The organism is Candidatus Methanomethylophilaceae archaeon (assembly GCA_017524805.1).
In the GTDB taxonomy this organism is placed as follows: Archaea; Thermoplasmatota; Thermoplasmata; order Methanomassiliicoccales; family Methanomethylophilaceae; genus Methanoprimaticola.
Map to the genome: position 1 here is coordinate 16,766 of JAFXUX010000021.1, position 23,401 is coordinate 40,166.

Here is a 23,401-nt window from a genome sequence, read left to right on the forward strand (position 1 = left end):
ATGGTATTTATCATTTATATTGTGTATAAAAACGCAGGAATCGATACCTTAAACAACAATGCAAACAATAGTTTAAGTCTAAAATAACCATTTTATATGCATCTAAATGCTCGTGTCAGACATATGATCCAATATGAGAATGAATGGGCCAGCATGAGCAAAAGATGGTTTGGGGCGGTCCGCCCCTGAGGCTCAGACGTGCCTTTTTATGAAGCGCTCGGTCTTGTCGAAGGCCTCGCCCAGAATGTCTGTGGGAGCCAGCAGAACGGTGCGGAAATGATCTACACCGAATTCCTGGCAGAAACCGGAGCCGTGGACAAAAACCACGCCTTCCTCTTTGATGAGGCTGAAGACGAAATCCTTGTCGGTTCTCCATGGGGTCCCCTGCAGATCGATCTTGGGGAACATGTAGAGCGCACCCTTGGCCTTCCTCGAGCTGAGAAGAGGGATCTCATTGATCCGCTTGTATGTGAAATCGGCCCTCTCCTTGAGCTTCCGGTTCATATCGACGATATAGTCCTGGGGACCTTCCAGCGATGCCTTGGCAGCCGCCTGGCAGGGGACATTGGGGCATATCCTCGCGCGGAACTGCTTCATCATTCCGGCCCTTATCTCGTCCATGAGACCGTCCTCATCCATGAAATAGCAGTATCCGACCCTCCATCCGGGCATCAGATTGACCTTGGAGAAGCCGTTGAGGATTATCCTCGGAACATCGCTGGGAAGCCTCGACGCGGAGAAGAATTTCCCGTCGAAGACTATCTTATCATATATCTCGTCGGATATGAGCGGGATGCCGTATTCGGCCGCGATATCGCCGAACTCCTTTATCGCCTTGGCATCGTACACTGCGCCGGTGGGATTGTTCGGGTTGCAGATGATCAGGGCCTTCGTGCTGTCGGTTATCCTCTTGCGGAGCATATCCGTGTCCGGCCTCCAATCCTCCTCTTCGATCTGCCTGTAAGGCACCACCCTTCCCTCGTAGAAGTTGATATATTGTGAGTAGGAGGGATATCCGGGTCCAGGAACCAAAACTTCGTCGCCCGGCTCGATGAAAGTCCCCATCATGATGTTGATGCATTCGCTGACTCCGGCGGTGACGTAGACGTCATCGGAAGAGATCGAGATGCCGTTCTTCTCCAGCTCCCTGCGGACGATGGCTTCCCTGAGATCGGGCTGCCCCTGGGAATCCCCGTATCCGTTGTCGACAAGGTCCACCGCCTCCCTGAGAGTCTGCTTGAAGTATTCGGGCGTCTCGAAATCCCATTTGTTCGGATCGCCGATGTTGAGACCCAGGAGCTTCCTGCCGGCTTTGGCGGCCTCGGCGGCGGGAACGGTGACCTCGCGGATGGCATAATTCATTCCCAACGACCTTCTGGATGCTTTGATTTGCTTCTTCATAAGCGATCGACCATCTAATTGCTCATTGATATATAATGGATATCGGTGTCCAGACATCCCACAAAAAAGGACGGGGCGATATCTGTTATGTTCTGCCGCGCCAGACATCGTCCGGCGCGTAAAAGGTTTCGGAGGGGAAGACCCCCTTCAATAGGAAATGCCCTGCCAGAGCATGGCGTCGGCGACCTTCTCGAATCCGGCGATGTTTGCGCCGGCCACGAGGTTGCCCTCGACACCGTACTTCTTGGCGGCCTCGAACGCATTCTTGTAGATGGTCCTCATGATTCCGTGGAGCTTCTCGTCGACATCTTCGAAGGACCATGAGAGCCTGGCGCTGTTCTGGCACATCTCCAGAGCGGAAGTTGCGACGCCGCCGGCGTTGGCGGCCTTTGCGGGGCCGAAGAGGACGCCGTTCTTCTGGAAGCATGCGATCGCTCCGGGGGTGCTGGGCATGTTGGCTCCCTCTGCCACAGCGATGACGCCGTTCTTGACGAGAGTCTCAGCCGACTGCTCATCCAGCTCGTTCTGGGTGGCGCACGGAAGGGCTATGTCGCAGGGGATGGTCCAGATGCCTCTGCATCCTTCGGTGTAGACCGCGGACGGGACGTAGTTGACGTACGTCTTTATCCTGTCCCTCTTGACTTCCTTGATCTCCTGGAGGGTGCGGTAATCGATTCCGTTGTCATCCCTTATGTAACCGTTGGAATCGGACACGGCGATGACCTTGGCGCCGAGCTGGGTGGCCTTCTGGCATGCGTATATGGCGACGTTTCCGGACCCGGAGATGACGACCTTCTTTCCCTTGAAGGACTGTCCCTTGTCCTTGAGCATCTCGTCGGCGAAGTAGCACAGCCCGTATCCGGTGGCTTCGGTCCTGGCGAGAGATCCGCCGGAAGGGATGGCCTTTCCGGTGAGGACGCCGGTGAACTCGTTGGTGATCCTCTTGTACTGGCCGAACATGAAACCGATCTCTCTTCCGCCGACTCCGATGTCTCCTGCGGGGACGTCGGTATCGGGGCCGATGTGCCTGTAGAGCTCGGTCATGAAGGACTGGCAGAAACGCATGATCTCGTTGTCGGACTTTCCCTTCGGGTCGAAATCCGATCCTCCCTTGCCTCCTCCGATGGGGAGAGTGGTCAGGCTGTTCTTGAAGATCTGCTCGAATCCGAGGAACTTCAGGATGGACAGGTTGACGGAGGGGTGGAGCCTGAGTCCGCCCTTGTAAGGCCCGATAGCAGAATTGAACTGGACGCGATAGCCGCGGTTGACCTGGACTCTGCCCTGATCATCGACCCATGGGACACGGAACATCACGATCCTCTCGGGCTCTACGATCCTCTCGATTATGCCTGCCTTCTGAAGCTCAGGCCTCGCCTCGATGACTGGCACGAGGGACTCGAGGACTTCCTCGACGGCTTGGAGGAATTCAGGTTCGTTAGCGTTGCGCTGCTTGAGCCCGTCGAAGACGGACTGGAGATACTCATTGCTTATCGCCATTTCTTAGCCTCTGCGAATGATGGGCTTACATAGCACAAGTATTATTTAAAGGATACATTCAAGAATCTTGTAATATGAAATATGATTAGATAATTGTCTAATTCTAATAAGATTTTCAAGACGTTTGAATATGTAATACATTGCTGGCGCATCACGGGCGGAAATCTAATCAGAAAATGCAGGAAAAGGCCGGACCTGCCGGCCTGTAAAGGGTTTGCGGGGGAAATCCCCCACTTCAGGAAAGGGTCACGACGGTCGATTCGACAGGGGGGCAGATGGTGAGCACACCATCGTCGCCCTCGAAGCTGTGTCCAGCGAGGTTCTCGGGGGTGGCGGAAAGGCGGTTGCCGCCCTCGTCGAGGAACTTGATTCCGTAGAACGCGTTGACTCCGATGTAGGTGATTCCACCGTTGAAGTCGATGAACTCCAGGTCGGTGCAGTAGGCGAAAGCGCTCTTTCCGATCTGCTTGCATCCTTCCATCAGGACGACGTTCTCGAGCTCATCGCACTTGTAGAATGCGTGCCTCTCGATGTCGCAGGCGACCACTACGGTAGTGATCTCGTCGCAGTCCATGAAGGCCTTCATTCCGACCCTTGCGACGGAGAACTCGTAGTCTCCGATGAATGCCATCTCGGGTATGAAGAGCTCTTCCGAGGGAGTGCCGTCATATCCGATGACCTTGACGGTCATGTCTCCGAGGCTCATCACTTCGAAGATGAATTCTTCATCGGTGAAAGTGCTGAAGACATTCAGGGGCAGGGTGATCGAAAGGCTGGGATCATAATTGGAGAAGACCATTATTTCGGTGTAGCCTTCTGCGACGGTAGTGATGATGCCCAGATCATCGACGACAGCGACGTTCTCGTTGGTGGAGAAGTAGGTGACATTGGGGTTGGTGCAGTCGATGGGCCCTACGGTGACCTCGAGGGCTTCGAAGTCTCCGAGAGCGAGGTATTCGCTGTGCTCGACGGAAATCTCCTGGGTGGAGATGAAGGGAGTCTCGAAAGTTCCCCATCCGGGCCAGTTGTAGACCGTCTTGAGCATATCGTAGATGGCGGCGTCGCCCTCGCTTTCGAAGGTGTGCTCGATCTCCTCCTCGTCGAAGGTGATGGGCTGGAAGGTGATGGCGAAAGTCGTAGCGGGGCCCATGTAGTTGGGTATGGTCACGGGAGCCTGCTTCCAAGTGTCCTCGAAGACGTACTGCACGGGGTAGTAGTAAACATCGGGGTAAGGGGGGTACTGGTTCTCGAGAGAGGAGATTCCGGATCCGTTTCCGTCCATTCCGTTGATCTTGGCGATGGAGTATCCGTACTTGGTCTTCTTGAGCTCGAGAGATCCCTCTCCGAATTTCTGGTCGCAAGCCTTGATCAGAGCGTTCCTGGCGTTGTCGGCGCAGACGACTTCGGTGGAAGGTCCGCCGTAGTTCTCATCGGTTCCGAGGAAGAATCCGGAGATGGTTCCTCCAAGATCGATGTAGAAGGTGTAAGTGACCCTGTAGAGATCCGAGTTCTCTCCGATGTACTTGTATCCGGCGAGGTTCTCGACGTTGGCCTTGATGGAATTGCCGTTCTCGTCGTGGAACTTGGTTCCGTAGAAGGCGTTGACGCCCAGGTAGCTGACGGAATCGGCCATGGTGACGCTGGTGAGGGAGGGGCAGTAGGCGAAAGCGCTCTTTCCGATCTGCTCGCACTTCTCTCCGATTTCGATGGATCCGATGCCGTCGCACTTGTAGAATGCGTGCCTCTCGATGTCGCAGTTCACGACGACGGAAGTGATGTCGTCGCAGTCCATGAAGGCCTTCATTCCGACCCTGGTGACGGTGTACTGCTCGCCCCTGAATTCAACGATCTCGGGGATGAAAGCCTCTCCTTCGAGATCGATGCTGGCGATGACTTTGACTTCCTTCGCGTCGGCGTCGGTGACCTGGAATACGAAGTTGTTGAGCTCGAAGACGTCGATTTCCCTGAAGACGGGGGCGGAGGGGCTTCCGTAGGTCCATCCGTAGACGTCCTGGAACATCTTGTAGACTTTGTCTCCGTAGTAGGCGCCGCTGAATCCCATGTTCTCTTCGAAGTGGTACACGATAGGCTCGGATTCAAAGGAGATGGGCATAAGGACGATGGCGAAAACGGTGGATTCGCCTTCGTAGGCTCCGATGTAGGTGTCAAGCTGCTTCCACTCGCCGTCCTCCATTACGAACTGGACGGGGTAGAAGTATATCCAGTGCTCATAGTCGGGGTTGAGGGATTCGTCGGGGAAGATGTACATTCCGTTTCCGTCGATTCCGTTGATGGTCTTGATGGCTCCGCTGGAGCTGATTTCGAGGGCTCCCTCGTGGAACTTCTGGTCGCAGACGGCCTTGAGAGCGGACAGGACATCGGTGGCGGTCGCGGTCTCCCAGCTGGCGTCTCCGTAATCGTATATGTTGTCGCTCTCGCCGACGATGTTGTAGATCTCTCCTCCGAGGTCGATGTAGAACGTGTAGTCATACATCAGGATCCTGAAGAGCTCGGCGTCCATTCCGGAGTAGGTGTATCCGGGGAGGTTGTCGACGTTGGCTTTGATGGCTTCGCCGTTCTCGTCATAGAAGTGGGCGCCGTAGAAGGCGTTGACTCCGATGTAGTAGACGGACTCGGGAATGGTGACGCCGGCAAGAGCGGGGCAGTAGGCGAAAGCGCTCTTTCCGATCTGCTCGCATCCGTCTTTGAGGGTGACAATAGCGAGGTTGTCGCACTTATAGAAAGCGTGCCTCTCGATGTCGCAGCTGAGGGTCACGGACGTGATGTCGTCGCGGTCCATGAAGGCCTTCATTCCGACTCTCCAGACGTTCAGGTCGACGCCAAGGAAATTGATGGAGTCGGGAATGACGATGTCTCCGGTGACATTCTCGGTGCTTCCGATGACCTTGACATCGTAATAGTTGTCCTGCATCTCGTAGATGAGGCCGTCCTGGACAAAGGTGAAGGGGGCCCTGAAGACAGGCTGGGAGGTGGCTCCGGCAGTCCATCCGTAGACATCTTGGAGGTACTGGTAGACTTCGTTGCCCTGGCCTTCCTCGGAATACATTCCGTTGTACTCGTCGAAGGTGAAGTATTCGTCATCTCCGAAGGAGGTGGGCATGGTGATGAGAGCGAAAACAGTCTCGTCTCCGGAATAGCTTCCGAGAGGCGCATTGGCAACAGACCAGGATTCGCCGTCCCAAACGAACTGGATGGGATAAAGATAAATGTAATGGTTCCAAGGTTCCTCTTCGACGAAGCTTTGGTCGGGGAAAATGGTGACACCGTTTCCGTCGGCTCCGTTGATCTCGCTGATATATCCGCTGCTGCTGAATTCGATCGCGCCCTCATATCCGAACTTCTGTTCGCATGCGAGGGTCAGCGCCTCTTTGACGCTGCTGGCATAGACGACTTCAAGGCTTCCGTCGCCGTAGTCGCCTTCGAAATCGCCGAACGGGTCGGCAAAGCTCATAATAGTTCCGCCGAGGTCGATGAAGAATTTGTACTCCGTGAGTTCGGATTCATCGTCCGCGTCAGACTGAGCCGCGACGGCAGCGGCAGATATTACCGCAACGATCGCGATGATGCTCGCGATCGCCATCGTTTTGAAATTGCTCATGTTCAATTTCCTCCAATAAAGCTGTTTGCATTGGATTCTAAATCCAATAATATGGTATTAATTCGCGTTTATATAATTCTGAGTGCTCATAACCGCCATAGCATCCAGACCGGATGATATATCTGATTCTCAGTGCCGGCTGGGCGGCGGGAAAGGATTGCGGGAAAAACCGGAGCCCCGAAAAGAAAGGGCCGGGCAGAAAACAATAAAAAGGACCGCCGGAAGAGAACCCCTCCGGCGGGATTGCCCCGGATCAGACCAGACCGTGGAACTCCTTCATGCTCCTGACGCCGAGGCCGCCTTCCCGGGCGACCTTGATTGCGCGGACGGCTATGTCGGCGCCCTGGACTGTGGTCATGAAGGGTATCTCCAGCTCGACGGCGAGCCTGCGCATGGTGTATCCGTCGCGTATTGCCCCGGACTTCTGGGAGGGCGTGTTGATGATCAGGTTGATCTCCCCGTCCCTCATCAGTCCGACCGCGTTGGGCTTCTGGCCCTCGTTTATCTTGAACACGGTGACGGTCTCGACGCCGCAGTCCCTGAGGTATGTCGAAGTGCCTTTGGTGGCATAGACGGTGAATCCCATTGCCTTGAGCTCCTTCACCGGCGCCAGGATCTTCTCCTTGTCGGCGTCGTTCACGGTGACGTACACCCCGCCCTGGGTGGGAAGCCTGTTCCCGGCAGCGATGAGAGCCTTGTAGCAGGCTTTGCTGAAATCCTCGTCGATTCCCATGACCTCTCCGGTAGATTTCATCTCTGGCGTGAGGATCGAATCCACTCCGGGAAGCTTCAGGAACGGGAACACAGACGCTTTGATGGCATAGTGGTCTATCGCCCTGTATCCGCCGAGCCCGAATTCCTTCAGGGTCTTGCCGAGCATGATCCTGGTGGCGATCTTGGCCAGCGGAATCCCGGTGGCCTTGGATATGAACGGGACGGTCCTGGAAGCCCTCGGATTGGCCTCGATCATATAGATCTGGCCGTTCTTCACGGCTAACTGGAGGTTCATGAGGCCGCGGATCTGAAGGGCCAGCGCGACCCTCTCGGTGATGTCGACGATCTCGCTGATTATCGCCTTCGAAAGGGTGAACGGCGGAAGGACCATGGTGGCGTCCCCGGAGTGGCATCCAGCGTATTCCACGTGCTCCATTATGCCTCCGACATAGACGTCGGTGCCGTCGCAGAGCGCGTCGACATCTATCTCGATGGCTTCGGTGAGGTATTTGTCTATGAGGATGGGGTGGTTGTGCGAGACCTTAACGGCGGTGTCCACGTAAGTCTTGAGCTCCGCAGTGGAATAGACGATCTCCATCGCCCTCCCTCCGAGGACGTAAGACGGTCTTACGAGGACCGGATAGCCTATGTCCTCGGCGATTGCCCTGGCCTCTTCGAAGGAGTACCCGGTGCCTGACTTGGGCTGCTTGATCTTCAGCTCATCCATAAGCTTGGAGAACCTGCGCCTGTCCTCGGCGATGTCCATGCTGTCGGGGCTGGTACCCAGAATCTTGGTCTTGGTTCCGGCAAGCGCCTTCTCCAGGTCGACAGCCAGGTTGACCGACGTCTGACCGCCGTACTGGACTATGACGCCGTCCGCATCCTCGGATTCTATCGTGTTGAGGACATCTTCCAAGGTCAGAGGCTCGAAGTAAAGCCTGTCCGAGATGTCATAATCCGTGGAGACGGTCTCGGGGTTGTTGTTGATGATGACCGCGTCTACGCCCTCTTCCTGAAGGGCCATGACCCCATGCACGCAGCAATAATCGAACTCGATTCCCTGGCCTATCCTTATGGGGCCGCCGCCGATGATGACCACTTTCTTGTTTTCTGATGGCGCGGCTTCGGACGAACGCCCGTATGTTGAATAGAAGTAAGGAGTCTCCGCCGCGAACTCCGCGGAGCACGTGTCGACCATCTTGTAGACCGGGATTATGCCCTCGGCCTTCCTCTTGGCGCGGACCTCCATCGGAGGCAAACCGCAGAGCTCGCCGATGGTCTCGTCTGAGAATCCCATGGCCTTGGCGTCCTTGAGGATCTGCCTGTCGAGACCGGCCTTTATCCTGCCCTCCATGTCCACTATGTTCTTCAGCTTCTGGACGAAGAACGCGTCCCACTGCGAGAGCTCTGCCACTTTCTGGACGGACCAGCCTTTCCTGAGGGCCTCTCCCATGGCGAATATGCGCTTGTCGGTGGCGTTCGCAAGCTCCTCTGCGATTGCGCCGTCATCCATTTCGATCATATCGAGGCCTTTTGCCCCAATCTCAAGGGATCTGAGGCCTTTCAGAAGGGCCTCCTCGAATGTCCTGCCGATGGCCATGACCTCTCCGGTGGATTTCATCTGGGTCCCGAGATGCCTGTCCACGGTGCGGAACTTGTCGAAGGGCCAGCGGGGTATCTTGATGACCACATAATCCACGGCGGGCTCGAAAGCGGCGTACGTGGTGCCGGTGATTCTGTTGGGAATCTCGTCCAGAGTGTATCCCACGGCGATCTTGGTGGCCACCCTGGCGATCGGATATCCGGTTGCCTTCGACGCCAGCGCGGAAGAACGCGAAACGCGGGGGTTGACCTCGATCAGCCTGTAGTCCCCGTTGGCAGGGTTGTAGGCGAACTGGACGTTGCATCCGCCGTCGATGTTGAGGGCGCGGATGACTTTGATCGCGGCGGATCTGAGGCGCTGGTGGTCTTTGTCGGACAGGGTAAGGCACGGGGCGCAGACAATGCTCTCCCCGGTGTGTATCCCCATGGCATCCAGATTCTCCATGTTGCATATTATGATGCAATTGTCGTTGGAGTCCCTCATAACCTCGTACTCGTACTCCTTCCAGCCGAGCACGCTCTCCTCGATCAGGACCTGGTGGATCCTGGAATAAGCCAGCCCGCGGGCGCAGATCTCCTCGAGTTCCGCCTCATTGTGGGCAATCCCGCCTCCGGTACCACCCAGAGTGTACGCCGGCCTGATGAGAACAGGGTATTTCCCGATGATTTTGACGGCTTCCTTGGCCTCTTCGATGCTGTTGACGCTTCTGGAAACGGGAATCGGCTCTCCGATCCTCTCCATCGTCTCTTTGAACAGCTCCCTGTCCTCGGACATGGCGATGGCGTCCGGCTGAGTTCCCACGAGAGCGGCGCCCAGCCTCTCCAATTCACCGGAATCGGCAAGCTCCGAGCATATGTTGAGGGCGGTCTGGCCCCCCATGCTGGAGATTACCCCGTCGACGCCTTCTTTCTCGATGATTCTGGCGACATTGTCTGCCGTGAGCGGCTCTATGTAAACGCTGTCGGCGGTATCCACATCCGTCTGGATGGTCGCGGGATTTGAGTTGACAAGTACAGTGCTGTAACCTTCTTCCCTGAGGGAGCGGCAGGCCTGAGTGCCTGAGAAATCGAATTCGGCGGCCTGCCCGATCACTATGGGGCCGGAGCCGATGACGAGAAGTTTCTTGTAATCTTTCCTCACAGTCTCCCCTCCTTGACCATCTTTCCGAATCTATCGAACAGGAAAGCTGTATCCACGGGGCCCGGGGAAGCCTCCGGATGGTATTGGGACGTGAAAATAGGCAGATTCTTGTGCCTCACGCCTTCCACGGTGCCGTCGTTGACGTTTATCTGGTCTGCGATGAGCCCGGTGCCTCCCAGGCTGTTCTCATCGACGGCGTATCCGTGGTTCTGGGATGTGATGTAAACGCGCCCCTCGAATTTGACTGGCTGGTTGCAGCCGCGGTGCCCGAATTTCATTTTGTAAGTCGTCGCGCCCATGGCACGGGCGATTACCTGGCTCCCGTAGCATATGCCATAGATAGGCATGACGGAACTGAGATTGGAGACGGTCTTTACAGTCGTTCCTTGGATGGCGGGATGGGATGGGTCTCCCGGGCCGTTGGTGACAAGCAGACCATTGACCTTGGACTCGATTATGACGTCCGACGGCGTATCATATGGGAACATCACCACGTCGAATCTGGAGCTCAGATCCCTGATAATCCCATCTTTGGTGCCGCAATCCAGAAGGCCGACGGTGATGTCCTTTCCGTTCCTGATCTCGGTTATCTTCTTGCAGGAGACTTCCGCGACGAGATTGCTATCGGAAGGGAGCGGCATCGACTTGAGCTTAGAAATCGTGCCTTCTATATCTGAACCTTTGATGATAGCCCCTTTCACGGTCCCTTCCGTGCGGAGCTTTATTACCAAGTCGCGGGTGTCTATGCCGGAAATGCCTGGGACCCCGTGTTTCTTGAGATAAGCGTCCAGAGTTCCCCCGCCGTACATCGCCGAGGGGTTCCTGCAATACTCCCTGACCACAAGGCCGCGGGTGTGGACCGCATCCGACTGGTCGAATCCGTCTACTATTCCATAATCTCCAACAAGAGGATATGTCATGACGAGGATCTGACCTCTGAAAGAGGGATCTGTGAGGCTTTCCTGATAGCCGTCCATCCCCGTGGAAAATACTACCTCTCCGACTGCTTCCGTCTCGGATCCGAACAGATCGCCCTCATAGGCGGTCCCATCTTCGAGAACCAAATATCCGCGTGCCATTGAGGTTAAATCAGATTCTGATACCGTATATAACCCCTATGATTTGGCCATGACAAGCCAATCAGAAGGTTGTCTGAAAACCGACAAACCCCATTTTTTCATACTGTTAATGCGCTTTCGCGCCCAATCCAAGAATCAGCTCGGAATCGCAAAGAATAATAATCATGAGCGTCCAGAAGGCATCCATGCGCGTTCTGAGCGAGGACAAGCCGGCCGGAGACATCAGACTTCTGGTCGAGACTGACGAGGACCTTTGGCATCTGTACAACATAGTGGAGGTGGGAGACCTCGTCACGGCTTCGACGACCAGACGCGAGGAAAAATCTGCGGACAAAATCCGCGCCGAAAGGGCCGAGAAGAAAAGGATGACGTTGGGGATCCGCATCGAAAAGATAGAATTCTCGGAGGACGACCTCCGCCTGAAGCTGCTTGGGACCATAGAATCGGGCCCCCAGGACATAGGCCAGCATCACACTCTGATCTTCGAGAACGGCGATTCCCTGACGATTTCCAAAAGGAAATGGAAGGATACCCAGCGCGAAAGGATCGCCAGGGCAGTCTCGGACTCTAAAAAACCGCGCATAGCGTTCGTATCTCTGGATCAGGACGAGGCGACCATAGCTGTCCTGAGGCAATTCGGGCTCAAGGAGATCGCGACCGTGCGCTCCGGCAGATCTGGGAAGCAATACGCCGAAAAACCGCAGGCTGACGGCTATCACGCAGAGATTTCAAGCAAACTCAAAGCCATCGGCGAGCCTAACATGCCGCTGGTACTCCTCGGCCCCGGGTTCGAGAAAGAGACTCTGGCGGAAGACCTCAAAGGAGAGGGTATTTTCGACAGTATTTACGTCTACCATACCGGACAATGCGGCATGGCCGGGATAAACGAGCTCATGAAAGCCGGGATGGGCGCCGACGTTCTGAGGGAATCCTCGGTCGGAACCGAGCTGGAAGCCGTGGAATCCCTCATGGCGGCCATCGGAAAGGGCGGAAATGCCACTTACGGAACCTCACAGGTAGAAACCGCCGCCATAGCCGGGGCAGTGGATAGGCTTCTCATACTGGACAGCAAGCTCAGGGAGGAGGATCTTGACGAAATCGTCCGCGCCGTGGAGTCCCAAAAGGGTGAAGTAATCGTGGTTTCGAGCCAGCATGACGGCGGAAAGCAGCTCGCGGCCCTCGGAGGCATGGCGGCTATGCTCAGATACAAGATGGAATGAGCGGCTTCTATTACCAACAATTAATTTACTGCATCCGCATACGGCATTCAATCCTATACGCCGCACGATAGCGGAGTACCCTGGGGGCCATCCATGAAAAGCAAAAATGAAGTCATGTCCCGTTTCGACAGGGACGTCTGCATCTGCGATACGACGATCAGAGATTCAGAGAACGCTTCGGGCGTAGTCCTTTCGATGACGGAGAAATACAAATTGGCGAAGCTGATCGACAAGACCTGCGTCTCTCAGATAGACGTCGGGATGCCGTCAATAGGCATCGAGGAGAAGAAGACCGTGAAGCGCATCGCGCGCATGGGCCTCGAAGCCTCCGTCATGGCATCCAACAGGGCAGAGATATCGGACATCAACGACAGCCTGTCATGCGATGTGGACTCCGTTTCCATCGCCCTCCCCGTGTCGGAGATCCTTTACGAGAACAGATACGGCGAGAACAGCGAGTGGGTCCTCGACAAGATCTTCGAGTCCGTGGAGTACGCCAACAGCCACGGGCTGTACACTTCTTGCGTCCTCGAGGATGCTGGCCGCGCCAGCCTCTCGTTCCTCGTGAACTGCGCGATGAACGCGAAGCAGGCCAACGCGGACCGCATCGTCTACTGCGACAGCATCGGAGTCGGAGAGCCCTTCGACACCTTCGAAAGGGTCAAGGTCCTCAAGCAGGCCACTGATATGGACATCGAGATACAGGCCCGCAACGATTTCGGGATGGCCACCGCCAACAGCCTGGCGGGAATCAAAGCCGGAGCCAAATTCGTCGGGGCTTCCATCATGGGGATCGGAGCCAGAGCCGGTAACGCGCCGCTCGAAGAGGTCGCGCTCATCGCCGAGGAGAAGCTCGGAATAGACACGAAGATCGACCTCCCCGCCCTCAGAAACGTCGCTACCGCGCTGTCGAAATCCTCCGGCCGCAGGATCTGGGAATCCAAACCCATCTTCGGAAGCGGATGCTTCGCCCAGGAGACAGGAATCACCGCCGACGGGAACTCTACCACCGGAGGCATCATGGAAGCTTACGATCCCTTCCTCGTCGGAGGGCACAGGGAGATCGTCCTGGGTAAGCACAGCAACGTCGAGAGTGTCATCGCCGTGCTGAAGCAGCAGGGCCAGGAGATCGACCCCGACCAGGCGGAGAAGCTGACCGAGATGGTGAAGAGGAACGCATCGGACCTCCACCGCTGCCTCTCCACCGACGATCTGCTGGAGCTCTTCCAGGATCTTGTCGACGACCAGCTGTTCGACGAGGAACCGGAGGAAGAGGACGAGGACATCGTCCAGATCGGCGATTCCGACGACTCCGAGTGATATTCAACGGCCCTTCGGGGCCACCTTTCATTTTAACAATCTTATAATTCTCTGATTCCCCTTTTTAATTCGCAGGGATTCTTAGATATCATGTCCTCAGAAAGCAACTTCAGACTGTTTGAGACAAAGCATGTGCTTCGCATACTCGTCTATCTGCATCTGTGCGGCCCGAAGAGCAAATCCGACATCTATAGGGCGGTTTCCACCAATCCTCAGATGACCAGAAAACTAATGCTCCGCATGGCATCCCCCAGCGAAGCGGCGAGTCGGCGAGTCAACTGCTGTCTTCCGGTGCGGAAAAGACATGGGATTTTGAGTTATATGAGAGTTTCGCCGACCATGCGAAAAAGGGAAGGGGTGCGGACCCCTCAGACGATCGGCAGAACAGGGCGGCTTGTACCGCGGCACCAGCCGCGGAGAGCTTGCGCGGGTCCGCATCCAGATAGCGCGATATGGTGGTCTGGACATCCTCATGACGCATCATGCGCCTGATCGTATCCAGGTCCATGCCCCCGTCATAGAGGGTCATGCAGTAGAGCCGGCGCAGGGTGTGGCTGGAGAACTCGATCCCCGTGCTCTCCCGGAGCCGCCTGAGCTGGACGTCGACGAAACCGACTGACGCGGCCCCGCCGCGGCGGCGGCCGGGCATGACAAACAGGCTCCCCTCCGAGCGGTCCCCGGCCTCGGCCAGGATCGCCTCCCTGACCGGGATGTAAGCGCGGATGGCTTCGGCCACGCCGGCGGGGACCTCCTTGACGACGACCTTGCCCGATGCCCCCGATCCCTTGCCTCTGATGACCACGGAAGTGCCGACGAAGTCCGACAGCTTAAGGCCCGCCATCTCCGCCCGCCTCATCCCGAGCCCGGCGCCGAGGGCCAGGATCGCCCTCTGGGTCTCGTCGGCCGCGCCCCACAGCCTCTCCCAGTCGCCCCTGCCGATCCAGGTCCGCCTGACCTCCTCGAAAGGCCAGACCATGTCGGCCTGGAGATAAGGGTTGTGGCCAGCAGTGAAATGGACGAAACGCCCCAGATCGCATAGCATCGTCCTGACGGTCCTCTGCTTGACCCCGTCCAGGCGGAGCCTGGCCCTGCGGATCATGTGAAGGTCGATGTCGCGGACCCTGACCGGCCCCTCCCACTCGACGATCGCGCGATAGCCGTTGGCGATGTTCCGCCTAAGCGACGACAGAGTCCTGGGGCGGAGCCCCCTCTCCGTCTGGTCGGCGATGAACGCGTCCAGCAGCCCCTCGAACTCGGACCACTCCTCCGTCGTCGCGTGCGCGCCCGCTTCCTGATGGCGCTCAGGGGATGCCCCTGCCACATCCCGGAGGAAGCGGCGCAGATTGTAAAGGGCATTCGCCTTGCGGGCCGGGTCCACCCCCTGGATCACCGCATCCAAATGGCCGAAGCAATCGCCGTCGATGGCCGCCAGGGAGCGGATGCCCATGTCGCGCTCCAGCGCCCTGCAGAGCGTGGCGATGTCGGTGCCGACCCGGGTCAGCGTGGACACGCTGGCGCCCGCGGACTCCAGGCGGGCGAGGTGGAAGTTGAGCTCGGCCTGGAACAGGAATTCCCCCATGTGCCCGTCGACCCATCTGGGGGCGGCCCGCGGATCGATCTCCAGAAAAGGGTTGCGGCCGTAGGCGTGGCCCATGAAACGGCCCATGTAAAGCATGGCCATCCGGGAGTAATAGCCGTTGAGGCCGTCCTTCTCCATTATCGCGGCTACTGCCCGGAATGTCTCGGCGTCGATGCCGTCGGGGGCCGCCGGCGGCATCCTGGCCAGAAATCCCCTGATGGAAGCGCGGATGCAAGCAAGGTTGTGGTGGCCGCGCCCGTCGGACGCGAGGAATGCGAGATAGCTTTCGACTTTCTCGCCATAGGCTAGCCAATTCTCTTTTAAATAACATGATTCCGTTTTGACTTTGACCATGGTGATCCCTCACTGTGGCAGGGCCCGTCCCTGCTTCCAACGTCGACGGGCCCCAAAAAGAATTATTCGGGCTCCCCGCCCTCTGGCCACTCCCCCAGCGTCGGTCTCTTAATGACCACGTCCAGGTAGTCGCCCTCCTTCAGTGCCATCCTCTCAGCCACGCCCGCCGGGACCGTCACATAGCGCATCGACCCGTTGACGAGGTACTTGGCCGGAAAAGCCGTCTCGATGATAGACCTCATGGCAATGTGTTAATTGATTTGATAGTATATAATTATAATTCTATTATGATTAAGTTATAATTTTATTATGGTTATATTGCAATTTTTTCAATTCCGGTGACAAGACGACGGGACTTTATATCCACATCCCTTTCGTCGGTCGATGGAAAAAGTGCGCAGCATCGGGATGAAACGCTTCCACTCCATCATGCTCGCGCTCAGAGAAGGGGGGGCCAGCACCATGAAGGCGCTCCAAGGCATCGTGACCAACCACGCGGTCCTCCGCGGCATGCTGGAGACCATGGAGAGCGAGGGGCTGATCGAGATCAAAGTCGCCGTGAGCGACCGCAAGACCGTCGGAGCGTCCCTGACCCCCAAGGGCCGGGCCGTGGCCGACCTGCTGAGGGATGCGGACCTGATGGTCTATAGAGGAGACCCGGACGAGCCGAGGGGACTGGACGAGAGGAAGGCCGCCGACATCCTCATCCGCCTGCTAGACGGGCCCGCACTCCAGGGGGACCTGATGCGGGTGGCCCGGTCATTCGGCACGGTCAAAAAGGCCCTGGGCGCGCTGGACGGCGACGGGCTCATCGCCATCGAGAGCGGCGGACGGGAGATCAGGGTGGCGCTGACGCCCCTCGGGGAAAGGGTCGCAAGAATCCTGGCGGAGGCCCGCGAAGCGATCGCGTCCGAACGAGCGGCAGAAAAGGGAAAGGGGTTTGGCCGGGGGCTGCCCGGCAGTTTTAGGTTCAGGCTTCCGCGACCAGGATCTTCCCCTGGCCGGAGAAGGCGCACCCTCTGAGGTTCTCTGCGGTGGCCTTGATCTTGGTGCCGCCGGCGCTCTTGAAGGTGTAGCCGAAGAAAGCCTTGGAGTCGACGTCCGCGAGGCCGTCCCCGAACTCAACCTCCTGAAGGCCGGTCCCGGAGAACGCGCCGTACCCGATGGCCACGGCACCGCTCAGGTCGACGAAGGCGAGGTTCTTGCAGCAGTAGAAGGCATGCTTGCCGATGGAAGCGACGCCGCTCAGATCGATGGTGGACAGCGAATCGCATCCGCTGAACGCGCTGGTCCCCAAAACGGTGACCCCGCCGAGGTCAACGCCCTCAAGGGCCTTGCAGCCGAAGAAGGCGTAGGCCCCGACCGATGCCGCCCCGTCGAGGGTGACGCACTCGAGATTCTCGCATCCGTGGAAGGCACTGCTGCCGACGTCGACGTCCGAGGTCACTGAGACGATGGAGCTGTTCCTCAAGAAAGCCTTGGGGGCTATGGAGGTGACCGTCCAATCGAATCCGAGATAACTGATGGACGCGGGGATGTAAAGGTCGGTCGCTTCGTCGTTGGCCAGGCAGACCGCCGAGACGTTCTTGGAGCCGATGCCGTTGGAGGTTATCCTGTACTTCACGTCGCCGCTGACGATGGTGCCCTTGAGGGGCGGGACGTAGAGATCGAGGTCGCTGTCCTTCCCGGTGAACTTGTGGCCGGCCATCGCGTCGGCGAGTGCCATCTCCTCTCCGCTCTCGCCAATGAAGACACATCCGTCGAAGGCGTTCTCCGCGACGCACCCGAAATCGGCGTTGAAAACGATGTAATTCAGGCTGTCGCATGCGAAGGCGCGGTCGCCGATGCGGCTGACGGTGCCGCCCGAGAACTTGAGACACTCCAGCGTGCTCCCGCTGAAAGCTCCGTCCCCGATCTTGGAAACGGTGGCAGGAATCTTCGCGTAGCGGAAATAGGTGATGGCATCCCCGTCCTCGCAATCCCCCTTGAGGGCTGCCCCGACGTTCTGGAAGGCGCCTGCGGCAATCTCGGCCACGCATTCGGAGAACGCGACCGTCTGCTTTGCGGCCGGGAACTTCAGAAGGACGGCGGCGTCCCTGTCGTACAGCACGCCGTTTACTGAGGAATAGACCTCGTTTCCGCCGGAAACCTCGATATTTACGAGATAGGGGCTATCCAAGGCTCCCGCGCCGATGCGGGCGACAGTATCGCCGACCTTGACGGAGGCGACCGTGGAGCAGGCGGCGAAGGCACCATCGGCTATGGAGACGGGGACGAACCCTGCGCCGCCGCAGTAAACCAGCCCCGGGATCTCAATCTGGGCGGGCTCGCCATCGAAACCGACGGCGGATACGGTCGTGCGGTCTGCCAGGACGCGGTATTTCACGCCCTCGTAGACGAAGGAGAGCAGGGTCGAAGAGAATTCGGCGGTTGCGGTCATCTCGCCGATGACGGTCCTTGAGGGGACGGTCCATCCCTCGAAAGAGTAGGAGAACTCGTCGGTCGAATCGCTTGCGATCGCTTCGGCACTGGCCCCCCCGATGGTCAGAACATTGCCGCTGAGGACGACGGTCGCCCCATAGGGAGCGGTGATCTCCCCGAGGGTCACGTGCCCGGCTTCCTCGTCGGAGGACACGATGGCGACGGCGTACTCCCTGACCGTCCTGGTGATCTCGTAGTGCGCCTCGAAATCCCCGGCGACGATGGTGTCCGCCGCGAGCTCCCCGTCGCCCGACATCCAGCCGCTGAAGGCGTAGCGGTATTCGGCGGTATCCTCGTGGAGGCTGACGGTGAATTCGGCGAAGCCGACCACGGTAAGGGTCTTGCCGTCATCGGATACCGTAATCTGAGTGCCGTATGGGGCGTCGAACTCCACGGTCTGGGTGATCCCGCAGTCGTTAGAGTTGACCGTGACCTGGTACTCCCTGACCGACTCGGAGAACGCGGCGAAATAGGTCGCGTCGGCGGTGACGTCGGGCAGATCGGCCACGGCGGACCCTTCGGTCTGGCCGGGAGAGGCCGCCCATCCGGCGAACTCGTAGGCGTACTGTGCGGTGGGTTCCTTCGACGGCTCGTCCGAATCGTAGGAGGGCCTCGCCCCGTGCGCGACGGTGTCCGTCTCCAGCACCTCGGAGCCGTCCTGGGACATCCAGGTTACGGCGTGGGAGGAGCCGGAGAAGCTCACGGTGATGGTCGCCGCGGAGGAGATCCTGCCGGTCGGGGAGCAACCGGCGAACGCATAGCCGTCGGCGGGGACCACATTGATGGTCCTCGTCTCGGTCTGGTTTCCGCTGCCCGTCTTGACGCGGGTCAGGGTGATGGTGGATTTCTCGACGTCGACGGTGACGGTCGTCCCGGTGTTCCCGGACTTGCGGATGACGACGGGCCTGATGTGCTCGCCGCCGTCCTCGGGGTCAGAGGCGAAGCTGACGACGAAGTCGCGGCTGTCAACCACGATGTAGCCGCCGGTGCCGTCGAATATGACCTCGCTGCCCAGCATGTCGGCGACGTCATACGGGCTCATCCCGTCCCAGTTGTAGATCAGAGTGGAATTCCCGGAGACCCTGACGTCCTCCAGCGGGCATCCGGCGAAGGCGCCCGCCTTGATGTACTCGACGTAGTCGGACATCGAGACCTTCCTGAGCGAGGAGCACCCGTCGAAGGCGTGCTCCCCTATGACGTCCAGGCCCCTGGCCGCGGTCAGATCCACCTCGGCCAGGTTAGGGCATCCGGCGAAGGCGTAGCTGCCGATGTCGTTGGTCCAGCCGACGTAGGAGTTGCGGAAGGTGCCCGTGAAGACGACCTTCCTGATGTCGTTCCTGAGATCCTTCCACGGGATCGCGGGATCGTCCGCGGATTCGTAGTTGTCCATCACGGAGCTGCCGCTGGCGCCCGTGACCGTCATGACCCCGGTGTCCGTGTCGAAGCTCCATGCGACGCCGGTGCCGCAGTTGCCGCCGATGACAGAGGCATCCGAGTCCCCAGGCAACGCCGACAGGGCGAGCGCCGACACGGCTAAGAGCAGGACCGCAAGAGCCAGGCCCTTGGCGGTCCCCCTCGCATCCCTCACTAGTGGTGTGCTCATGGTCTGTGCCCCCTCAGCGCCTCGATTTGGGCTTCCTGGCCCTGGCGGTTTTCTTCGGTGCGGCCTTCCTCTTCCTGGGGTTGGCCCTGGCGGATACCGGCACGGGCGCGACGGTCACCCCGGGCGGGAGCCCCTGCGTCGCCTTGGACTTCGCCCTCGGCCTCTTGACGGCCTGGGGCATAGTGCCGGCGGCCTCCCTGGCCCTGAGATACGCCTCGGCGGAGTCCGCCTTGTAGTAGCGGAGCCCGCTGATCGAGGTGTCCGCGAACTTCGCCTTGACGGTCTTCTCCGCGGGGCGCCCCTTCTTCGGCTTGCCCTGGCCGACAAGAAGGCCCCTGTCGTAGGCGTAGCGCTCCCTGTAGTTGGAGCCGTGCTTCCTGGTGTGCTCGTAGTAGCCGGTGGGGCTCTCGGTGGGGAGCCTGGTCCTGGCGGTGGTCTCGGCAACGGTCGCGGCCTCCTCCAGGTTCCTGGCGGAGTTGAACTCGTGCTGACTCAAGCCGTCCCTCATCATCCTCTCGCCCTTATCGTTCAGAGGGAAGGGGGTCCTCGTGAGCCCGCCCCTGGTCTCGTCGGCGTGGCGGAGGTGGTGGGTGAACTCGTGGACGAGAGTGTCCTCGTCCCAGTTGGGGCCAAGCATGATGAACGGGGTCTTGGCGTTCTCGTAGCTGTCCCACTTTGCGCGGTAGTAGCCCCCGACGCCCCTTCCGGTGTGGCCCTCCTGGATGATCATGCCCTCGCCCCTGACGGCCTTCCTGAGCTCGGCGGCGGTGAAGTTCTCGCGGAGGATTTTGATGGCCCTCTCGGCGGATGCCTTGGGCATGATGAGGGTCATCCTCTTCCCCACGGCCTGCTGGGTCTTGGTGGCGTCTTTGTAGAGGGCCTCTATCTCCGACGCCATAGTCGTGTCGTCGATCCCGTAGATGTCGCTCTCGGCGGGGTACTGCCACCACCCTGATTTCACGAGCTGCTGGGGTGTCCAGCCTCCCCTGGGCTCGCGGTGCATGACCTCCGCGTCCCTGGACAGGTCGACCGCTATGGACCTTGCCTTCGCGGGGGGCCTGACCCCCTGGGTCTCCGACATGAAGCGGGCCACGACGTATTCCCTGGGGACTTTCCCCCTCCTGTCGACGGGCAGCTCGTACTTGGCGCCCGATTTGGTCGTCACGGTGACGGTCGGGATCTTGACGGGGCCCTCCCCGCCGATCTTCCCCTTGGTCAGGGGGACGTAGGCATCTTTGGAGTGGCGGTAGTAGGCGACCTCGTTCCATCCCTTCGGATGGACCTTCGCCTTGGCCTGCTTCCTCTTGGCGGCCATCTTCGCACCCCGTAGACGGCTCCGCGGCGGCCCTTCAGTATCCCTTCGACGTCGACCCTCTTGGAGGTGTCCACGCGCGCGTACCCGTGGACGTACCCGCGCGAGGACGCGCGGGACCTCTTCATGGACCTGGCCTTGGCGGAGGCGGCCTCGCGCGACGCGCATACGATCGCCTGCCTGCTGTTGTTGGGGCCCATCTCGAGGGCGACCCAGTCCATGCTGGCCTCCCTCTTCGCCGACGCCCTCTTCGAGGGGGCCCTGGCCTTGGCCCTGGGCTTGGGATTGGCCTTCCCTTTCTTGGTTCCGGGCTTCAGGGGGACGATGCCGTATCTGACCTTCCTCCCCCCTTCGTTGAGGACGATGACGGGGCCGGTGTAACCGACCTCGCTGACGGACGCCCTCTTGATCTCCGCGCGGTAAGCCTTCTTCAGGTCCTTGCGCGTGCTGTACTTAGACGGATCTATCCTGTTTGCCATTGTGTCTTCTCCTTTAGCGTTCAGAGAAAGTGCCAGGGCAGCCAGCCCCAGCGATGCGGAGGAGATGGCTAGGTTGGCCAGGTCGATGCGCTCCTTGCGGCGCTCGTACCTGGTCAGCCCTTCCTCCCATTGGTATTCGTGTTCGCCCTTCCCCATGCAATCACCACACCGAGTAGGGCTGGAGCTCGTCCTCCATCATCCTGAGCTCCTGGGCGTCGACCCTGTCGTCTCCGCCCTCTGTCGTCTTCCTGTAGAGCTCCGCAACGTCCGGGCTGTCCGAAAGGCCGGACGGCCACCAGCGGTCGGCGCCTTCCTCGTAGCATCTGGCCCAGAACGTCCCCATCCCGCGGTTGTAGAATATGCGGGCGGGGCCCACGTGGGAGTTGAAGTCCCTGACAGCCTGCGAGAGGCCCGTGGGATCCTCCTCGGCCCTCTCGGGCCCGCGGCGGCCTTTGAAATGGCGTATCCTCATCTCCTAGACCTCCTGCGGTTGGACGATATGATGGCCCTGGAGATCGACGTCCGGTCGTAGGACTCCCTGGCAGCCCTGACGGCCGCCTCGCCTTTGAGGGCCTTCGACCCGCTGATGACCATCTGGTCGCGCATGTACGCGGACCTCGGGTCGGCCCCGGGGATACTGGAATAGTACCCCGATTCGACCGGGTCGGGCTTCGTCCTGGCCACGGTCTCGGCCACGGTCTCGGTCTCCTCCCTGCGGACGATCTCGTCCCTGGCCTTCTTCGGGAGGCGGGCGTAGCCGCTCTCCATGACCTTCCCTGTGGTCGGGAACGCGCTGCGGGCCTGGGCGACGCGGAGGTGGTGCACGGCCTCGTGGACGATGCCGTCCGGGGTGGTGCCCTCCTCCAGGACGATCTTCGGCACCGGCACGCCCTCCTGCCTGCGGAGGTAGTATCCGGTGCATCCGCCCATCGACGGCTCCGTGGAGACGACCAGCGACGGCCATTCGGCCATGCTCTCAAGCTCCCCGGCGGTGAACGAATCGGCGAGGACCCTCTTGATGCGGGCGGCCTCCTTCCTGTCGGCCACGACCGCGATCCGGGACAGCGCCTTCCTCTTCCGCCCCATGACCCCGAACGGGACCAGGTACGCGGGGGAGCGCCCGTCGTCCACGCCTTCGATGTCGCACGACGACGGATCGTCCCACCATTCCGCGGCCTCCTCCGGGGTGAGCCTCCCGGGGAGCCTCCTGCGGGACCTCTCGCTGAGGTCCTCCGGCCGGCCGGCCTCGTGGAGCCTCTCTATGAGCGCAAGGCGGGGTACGTACCCGTCCCCGTCCGAGGGGATGTCCCTCCTGGCCATCGCCATCGCCCCAGCTCTACGAACTCCCGGGTCCTGCGCTGCTCCCAGCCGCCGGTCACGATGTTGTGGACGGCCTCGCGGACCACCATGCGGAGGTCCTCGTCGCCGGCGTCCGCGAACCAGTCGCTCACCCTGAGCACCAGCTTCCCCCTCCCGGGGCTCTTCCATTCGACGTCCGTGCCGTCGAGGTGGGCGAACCTCGCCTCGACATTCCTGAAACCGTAGCGCGCGCCGACCTGCGAGGCGATCAGGGACAGCCTGTCGCCCGGGGTCACGACGCGCACGTCCACGCCCTTGGCTTTCCTCTTCCTCATGCTATCGCATCCTGCGAAGCGGTTTGCCCTGCGGCGGGATTCTGCGCCAGAAAAATGCGGGAAGCAATAGTTAATTGTGGGGTCGAGGTCGCCCCCCGCGGGCCACAGCGGCCCCCCGGAAAACCCCCTAAAACCCGGGGACCAAGATAGATATATATGCGCGCGGAAGGCCCCACCCCCATGTGTGTGGGTTCCCCCGGGGAAATGCTCCAGATTCAGCCCGCAGGAAAAACAGTTCCGGCGGAGCCCGCACCGGCAGTCCCAAACACTTCGGCCAGGGCCGATTTTTTCAACACCAACTACAAATATGCGTAAAACGGGGCCTCCCGCCGGACCCCGCCGAACGCATTAAATATGCGTAAAACG

General features: G+C 59.5%; 16 protein-coding genes. 3 read left to right on the plus strand and 13 right to left on the minus strand.

Going from position 1 to position 23,401, the window contains the following annotated elements; all coding sequences use genetic code 11:
• Positions 1-192: 192 nt before the first annotated feature.
• The 5 genes from IKP20_04450 to carA form a co-directional block, all read right to left on the minus strand.
• Positions 193-1,401, minus strand: a complete 1,209-nt coding sequence (locus tag IKP20_04450) for an aminotransferase class I/II-fold pyridoxal phosphate-dependent enzyme (GenBank protein ID MBR4504203.1) — start codon at positions 1,399-1,401, stop codon at positions 193-195.
• A 147-nt stretch (positions 1,402-1,548) separates the two neighbouring features.
• Positions 1,549-2,898, minus strand: coding sequence for an NADP-specific glutamate dehydrogenase (gene gdhA / locus IKP20_04455; protein ID MBR4504204.1), 1,350 nt, complete (start codon positions 2,896-2,898; stop codon positions 1,549-1,551).
• A 235-nt stretch (positions 2,899-3,133) separates the two neighbouring features.
• Positions 3,134-6,517, minus strand: coding sequence for a leucine-rich repeat protein (locus IKP20_04460; GenBank protein MBR4504205.1), 3,384 nt, complete (start codon positions 6,515-6,517; stop codon positions 3,134-3,136).
• Between the two features lie 253 nt (positions 6,518-6,770).
• On the minus strand, positions 6,771-9,974 hold the full coding sequence (carB, locus tag IKP20_04465) for a carbamoyl-phosphate synthase large subunit (protein MBR4504206.1): 3,204 nt from the start codon (positions 9,972-9,974) through the stop codon (positions 6,771-6,773).
• Positions 9,971-11,053, minus strand: a complete 1,083-nt coding sequence (gene carA / locus IKP20_04470; protein MBR4504207.1) for a glutamine-hydrolyzing carbamoyl-phosphate synthase small subunit — start codon at positions 11,051-11,053, stop codon at positions 9,971-9,973. Before carA ends, carB begins: the two co-directional genes overlap by 4 nt.
• 185 nt (positions 11,054-11,238) lie before the next feature.
• On the opposite strand from carA, the gene IKP20_04475 reads away from it, so the two are divergent.
• The gene (locus IKP20_04475) at positions 11,239-12,273 is read left to right on the plus strand and encodes an mRNA surveillance protein pelota (GenBank protein MBR4504208.1); all 1,035 of its coding nucleotides are present in this window, start codon (positions 11,239-11,241) and stop codon (positions 12,271-12,273) included.
• 93 nt (positions 12,274-12,366) lie between these two features.
• Positions 12,367-13,593, plus strand: a complete 1,227-nt coding sequence (gene aksA / locus IKP20_04480; GenBank protein MBR4504209.1) for a homoaconitate hydratase — start codon at positions 12,367-12,369, stop codon at positions 13,591-13,593.
• Positions 13,594-13,867: 274 nt separating this feature from the next.
• On the opposite strand, the gene IKP20_04485 is transcribed toward aksA, so the two are convergent.
• A complete protein-coding gene (locus tag IKP20_04485) occupies positions 13,868-15,526 on the minus strand; it encodes a site-specific integrase (GenBank protein ID MBR4504210.1) in 1,659 nt (552 codons plus the stop codon).
• Between the two features lie 62 nt (positions 15,527-15,588).
• Complete coding sequence (locus tag IKP20_04490; protein ID MBR4504211.1) at positions 15,589-15,768, minus strand: hypothetical protein; 180 nt, start codon at positions 15,766-15,768, stop codon at positions 15,589-15,591.
• A 142-nt stretch (positions 15,769-15,910) separates the two neighbouring features.
• On the opposite strand from IKP20_04490, the gene IKP20_04495 reads away from it, so the two are divergent.
• Positions 15,911-16,549: a hypothetical protein gene (locus IKP20_04495; GenBank protein MBR4504212.1), complete on the plus strand. Its 639-nt coding sequence runs from the start codon at positions 15,911-15,913 to the stop codon at positions 16,547-16,549.
• Here IKP20_04495 and IKP20_04500 read toward each other — a convergent pair.
• From IKP20_04500 to IKP20_04525, 6 genes are read right to left on the minus strand one after another with little or no spacing between them, the layout of a single operon-like run.
• On the minus strand, positions 16,497-19,610 hold the full coding sequence (locus IKP20_04500) for a leucine-rich repeat protein (GenBank protein ID MBR4504213.1): 3,114 nt from the start codon (positions 19,608-19,610) through the stop codon (positions 16,497-16,499). The genes IKP20_04495 and IKP20_04500 overlap by 53 nt on opposite strands.
• 13 nt (positions 19,611-19,623) lie before the next feature.
• Entirely contained in the window at positions 19,624-20,925 is a 1,302-nt protein-coding gene (locus tag IKP20_04505) for a hypothetical protein (GenBank protein ID MBR4504214.1), read from the minus strand.
• The gene (locus IKP20_04510; protein MBR4504215.1) at positions 20,826-21,557 is read right to left on the minus strand and encodes a hypothetical protein; all 732 of its coding nucleotides are present in this window, start codon (positions 21,555-21,557) and stop codon (positions 20,826-20,828) included. Before IKP20_04510 ends, IKP20_04505 begins: the two co-directional genes overlap by 100 nt.
• Positions 21,558-21,561: 4 nt before the next feature.
• Positions 21,562-21,873: a hypothetical protein gene (locus IKP20_04515; GenBank protein MBR4504216.1), complete on the minus strand. Its 312-nt coding sequence runs from the start codon at positions 21,871-21,873 to the stop codon at positions 21,562-21,564.
• Positions 21,870-22,727 (minus strand): hypothetical protein, encoded by an 858-nt coding sequence (locus IKP20_04520; GenBank protein MBR4504217.1) that lies wholly within the window; start codon positions 22,725-22,727, stop codon positions 21,870-21,872. The genes IKP20_04515 and IKP20_04520 overlap by 4 nt, the downstream gene beginning before the upstream one ends.
• Complete coding sequence (locus IKP20_04525) at positions 22,661-23,035, minus strand: hypothetical protein (protein ID MBR4504218.1); 375 nt, start codon at positions 23,033-23,035, stop codon at positions 22,661-22,663. Before IKP20_04525 ends, IKP20_04520 begins: the two co-directional genes overlap by 67 nt.
• Positions 23,036-23,401 lie beyond the last annotated feature (366 nt).

What these genes read in the sequence shown, in the direction of transcription:
- IKP20_04450 (MBR4504203.1), bottom strand. Translation starts at nt 1,401, where the DNA reads ATGAAGAAGCAAATCAAAGCATCCAGAAGGTCGTTGGGAATGAATTAT.
- gdhA (MBR4504204.1), bottom strand. Translation starts at nt 2,898, where the DNA reads ATGGCGATAAGCAATGAGTATCTCCAGTCCGTCTTCGACGGGCTCAAG.
- IKP20_04460 (MBR4504205.1), bottom strand. Translation starts at nt 6,517, where the DNA reads ATGAGCAATTTCAAAACGATGGCGATCGCGAGCATCATCGCGATCGTT.
- carA (MBR4504207.1), bottom strand. Translation starts at nt 11,053, where the DNA reads ATGGCACGCGGATATTTGGTTCTCGAAGATGGGACCGCCTATGAGGGC.
- IKP20_04475 (MBR4504208.1), top strand. Translation starts at nt 11,239, where the DNA reads ATGCGCGTTCTGAGCGAGGACAAGCCGGCCGGAGACATCAGACTTCTG.
- aksA (MBR4504209.1), top strand. Translation starts at nt 12,367, where the DNA reads ATGAAAAGCAAAAATGAAGTCATGTCCCGTTTCGACAGGGACGTCTGC.
- IKP20_04485 (MBR4504210.1), bottom strand. Translation starts at nt 15,526, where the DNA reads ATGGTCAAAGTCAAAACGGAATCATGTTATTTAAAAGAGAATTGGCTA.
- IKP20_04490 (MBR4504211.1), bottom strand. Translation starts at nt 15,768, where the DNA reads ATGAGGTCTATCATCGAGACGGCTTTTCCGGCCAAGTACCTCGTCAAC.
- IKP20_04495 (MBR4504212.1), top strand. Translation starts at nt 15,911, where the DNA reads ATGGAAAAAGTGCGCAGCATCGGGATGAAACGCTTCCACTCCATCATG.
- IKP20_04500 (MBR4504213.1), bottom strand. Translation starts at nt 19,610, where the DNA reads ATGAGCACACCACTAGTGAGGGATGCGAGGGGGACCGCCAAGGGCCTG.
- IKP20_04505 (MBR4504214.1), bottom strand. Translation starts at nt 20,925, where the DNA reads ATGGCCGCCAAGAGGAAGCAGGCCAAGGCGAAGGTCCATCCGAAGGGA.
- IKP20_04510 (MBR4504215.1), bottom strand. Translation starts at nt 21,557, where the DNA reads ATGGGGAAGGGCGAACACGAATACCAATGGGAGGAAGGGCTGACCAGG.
- IKP20_04515 (MBR4504216.1), bottom strand. Translation starts at nt 21,873, where the DNA reads ATGAGGATACGCCATTTCAAAGGCCGCCGCGGGCCCGAGAGGGCCGAG.
- IKP20_04520 (MBR4504217.1), bottom strand. Translation starts at nt 22,727, where the DNA reads ATGGCGATGGCCAGGAGGGACATCCCCTCGGACGGGGACGGGTACGTA.
- IKP20_04525 (MBR4504218.1), bottom strand. Translation starts at nt 23,035, where the DNA reads ATGAGGAAGAGGAAAGCCAAGGGCGTGGACGTGCGCGTCGTGACCCCG.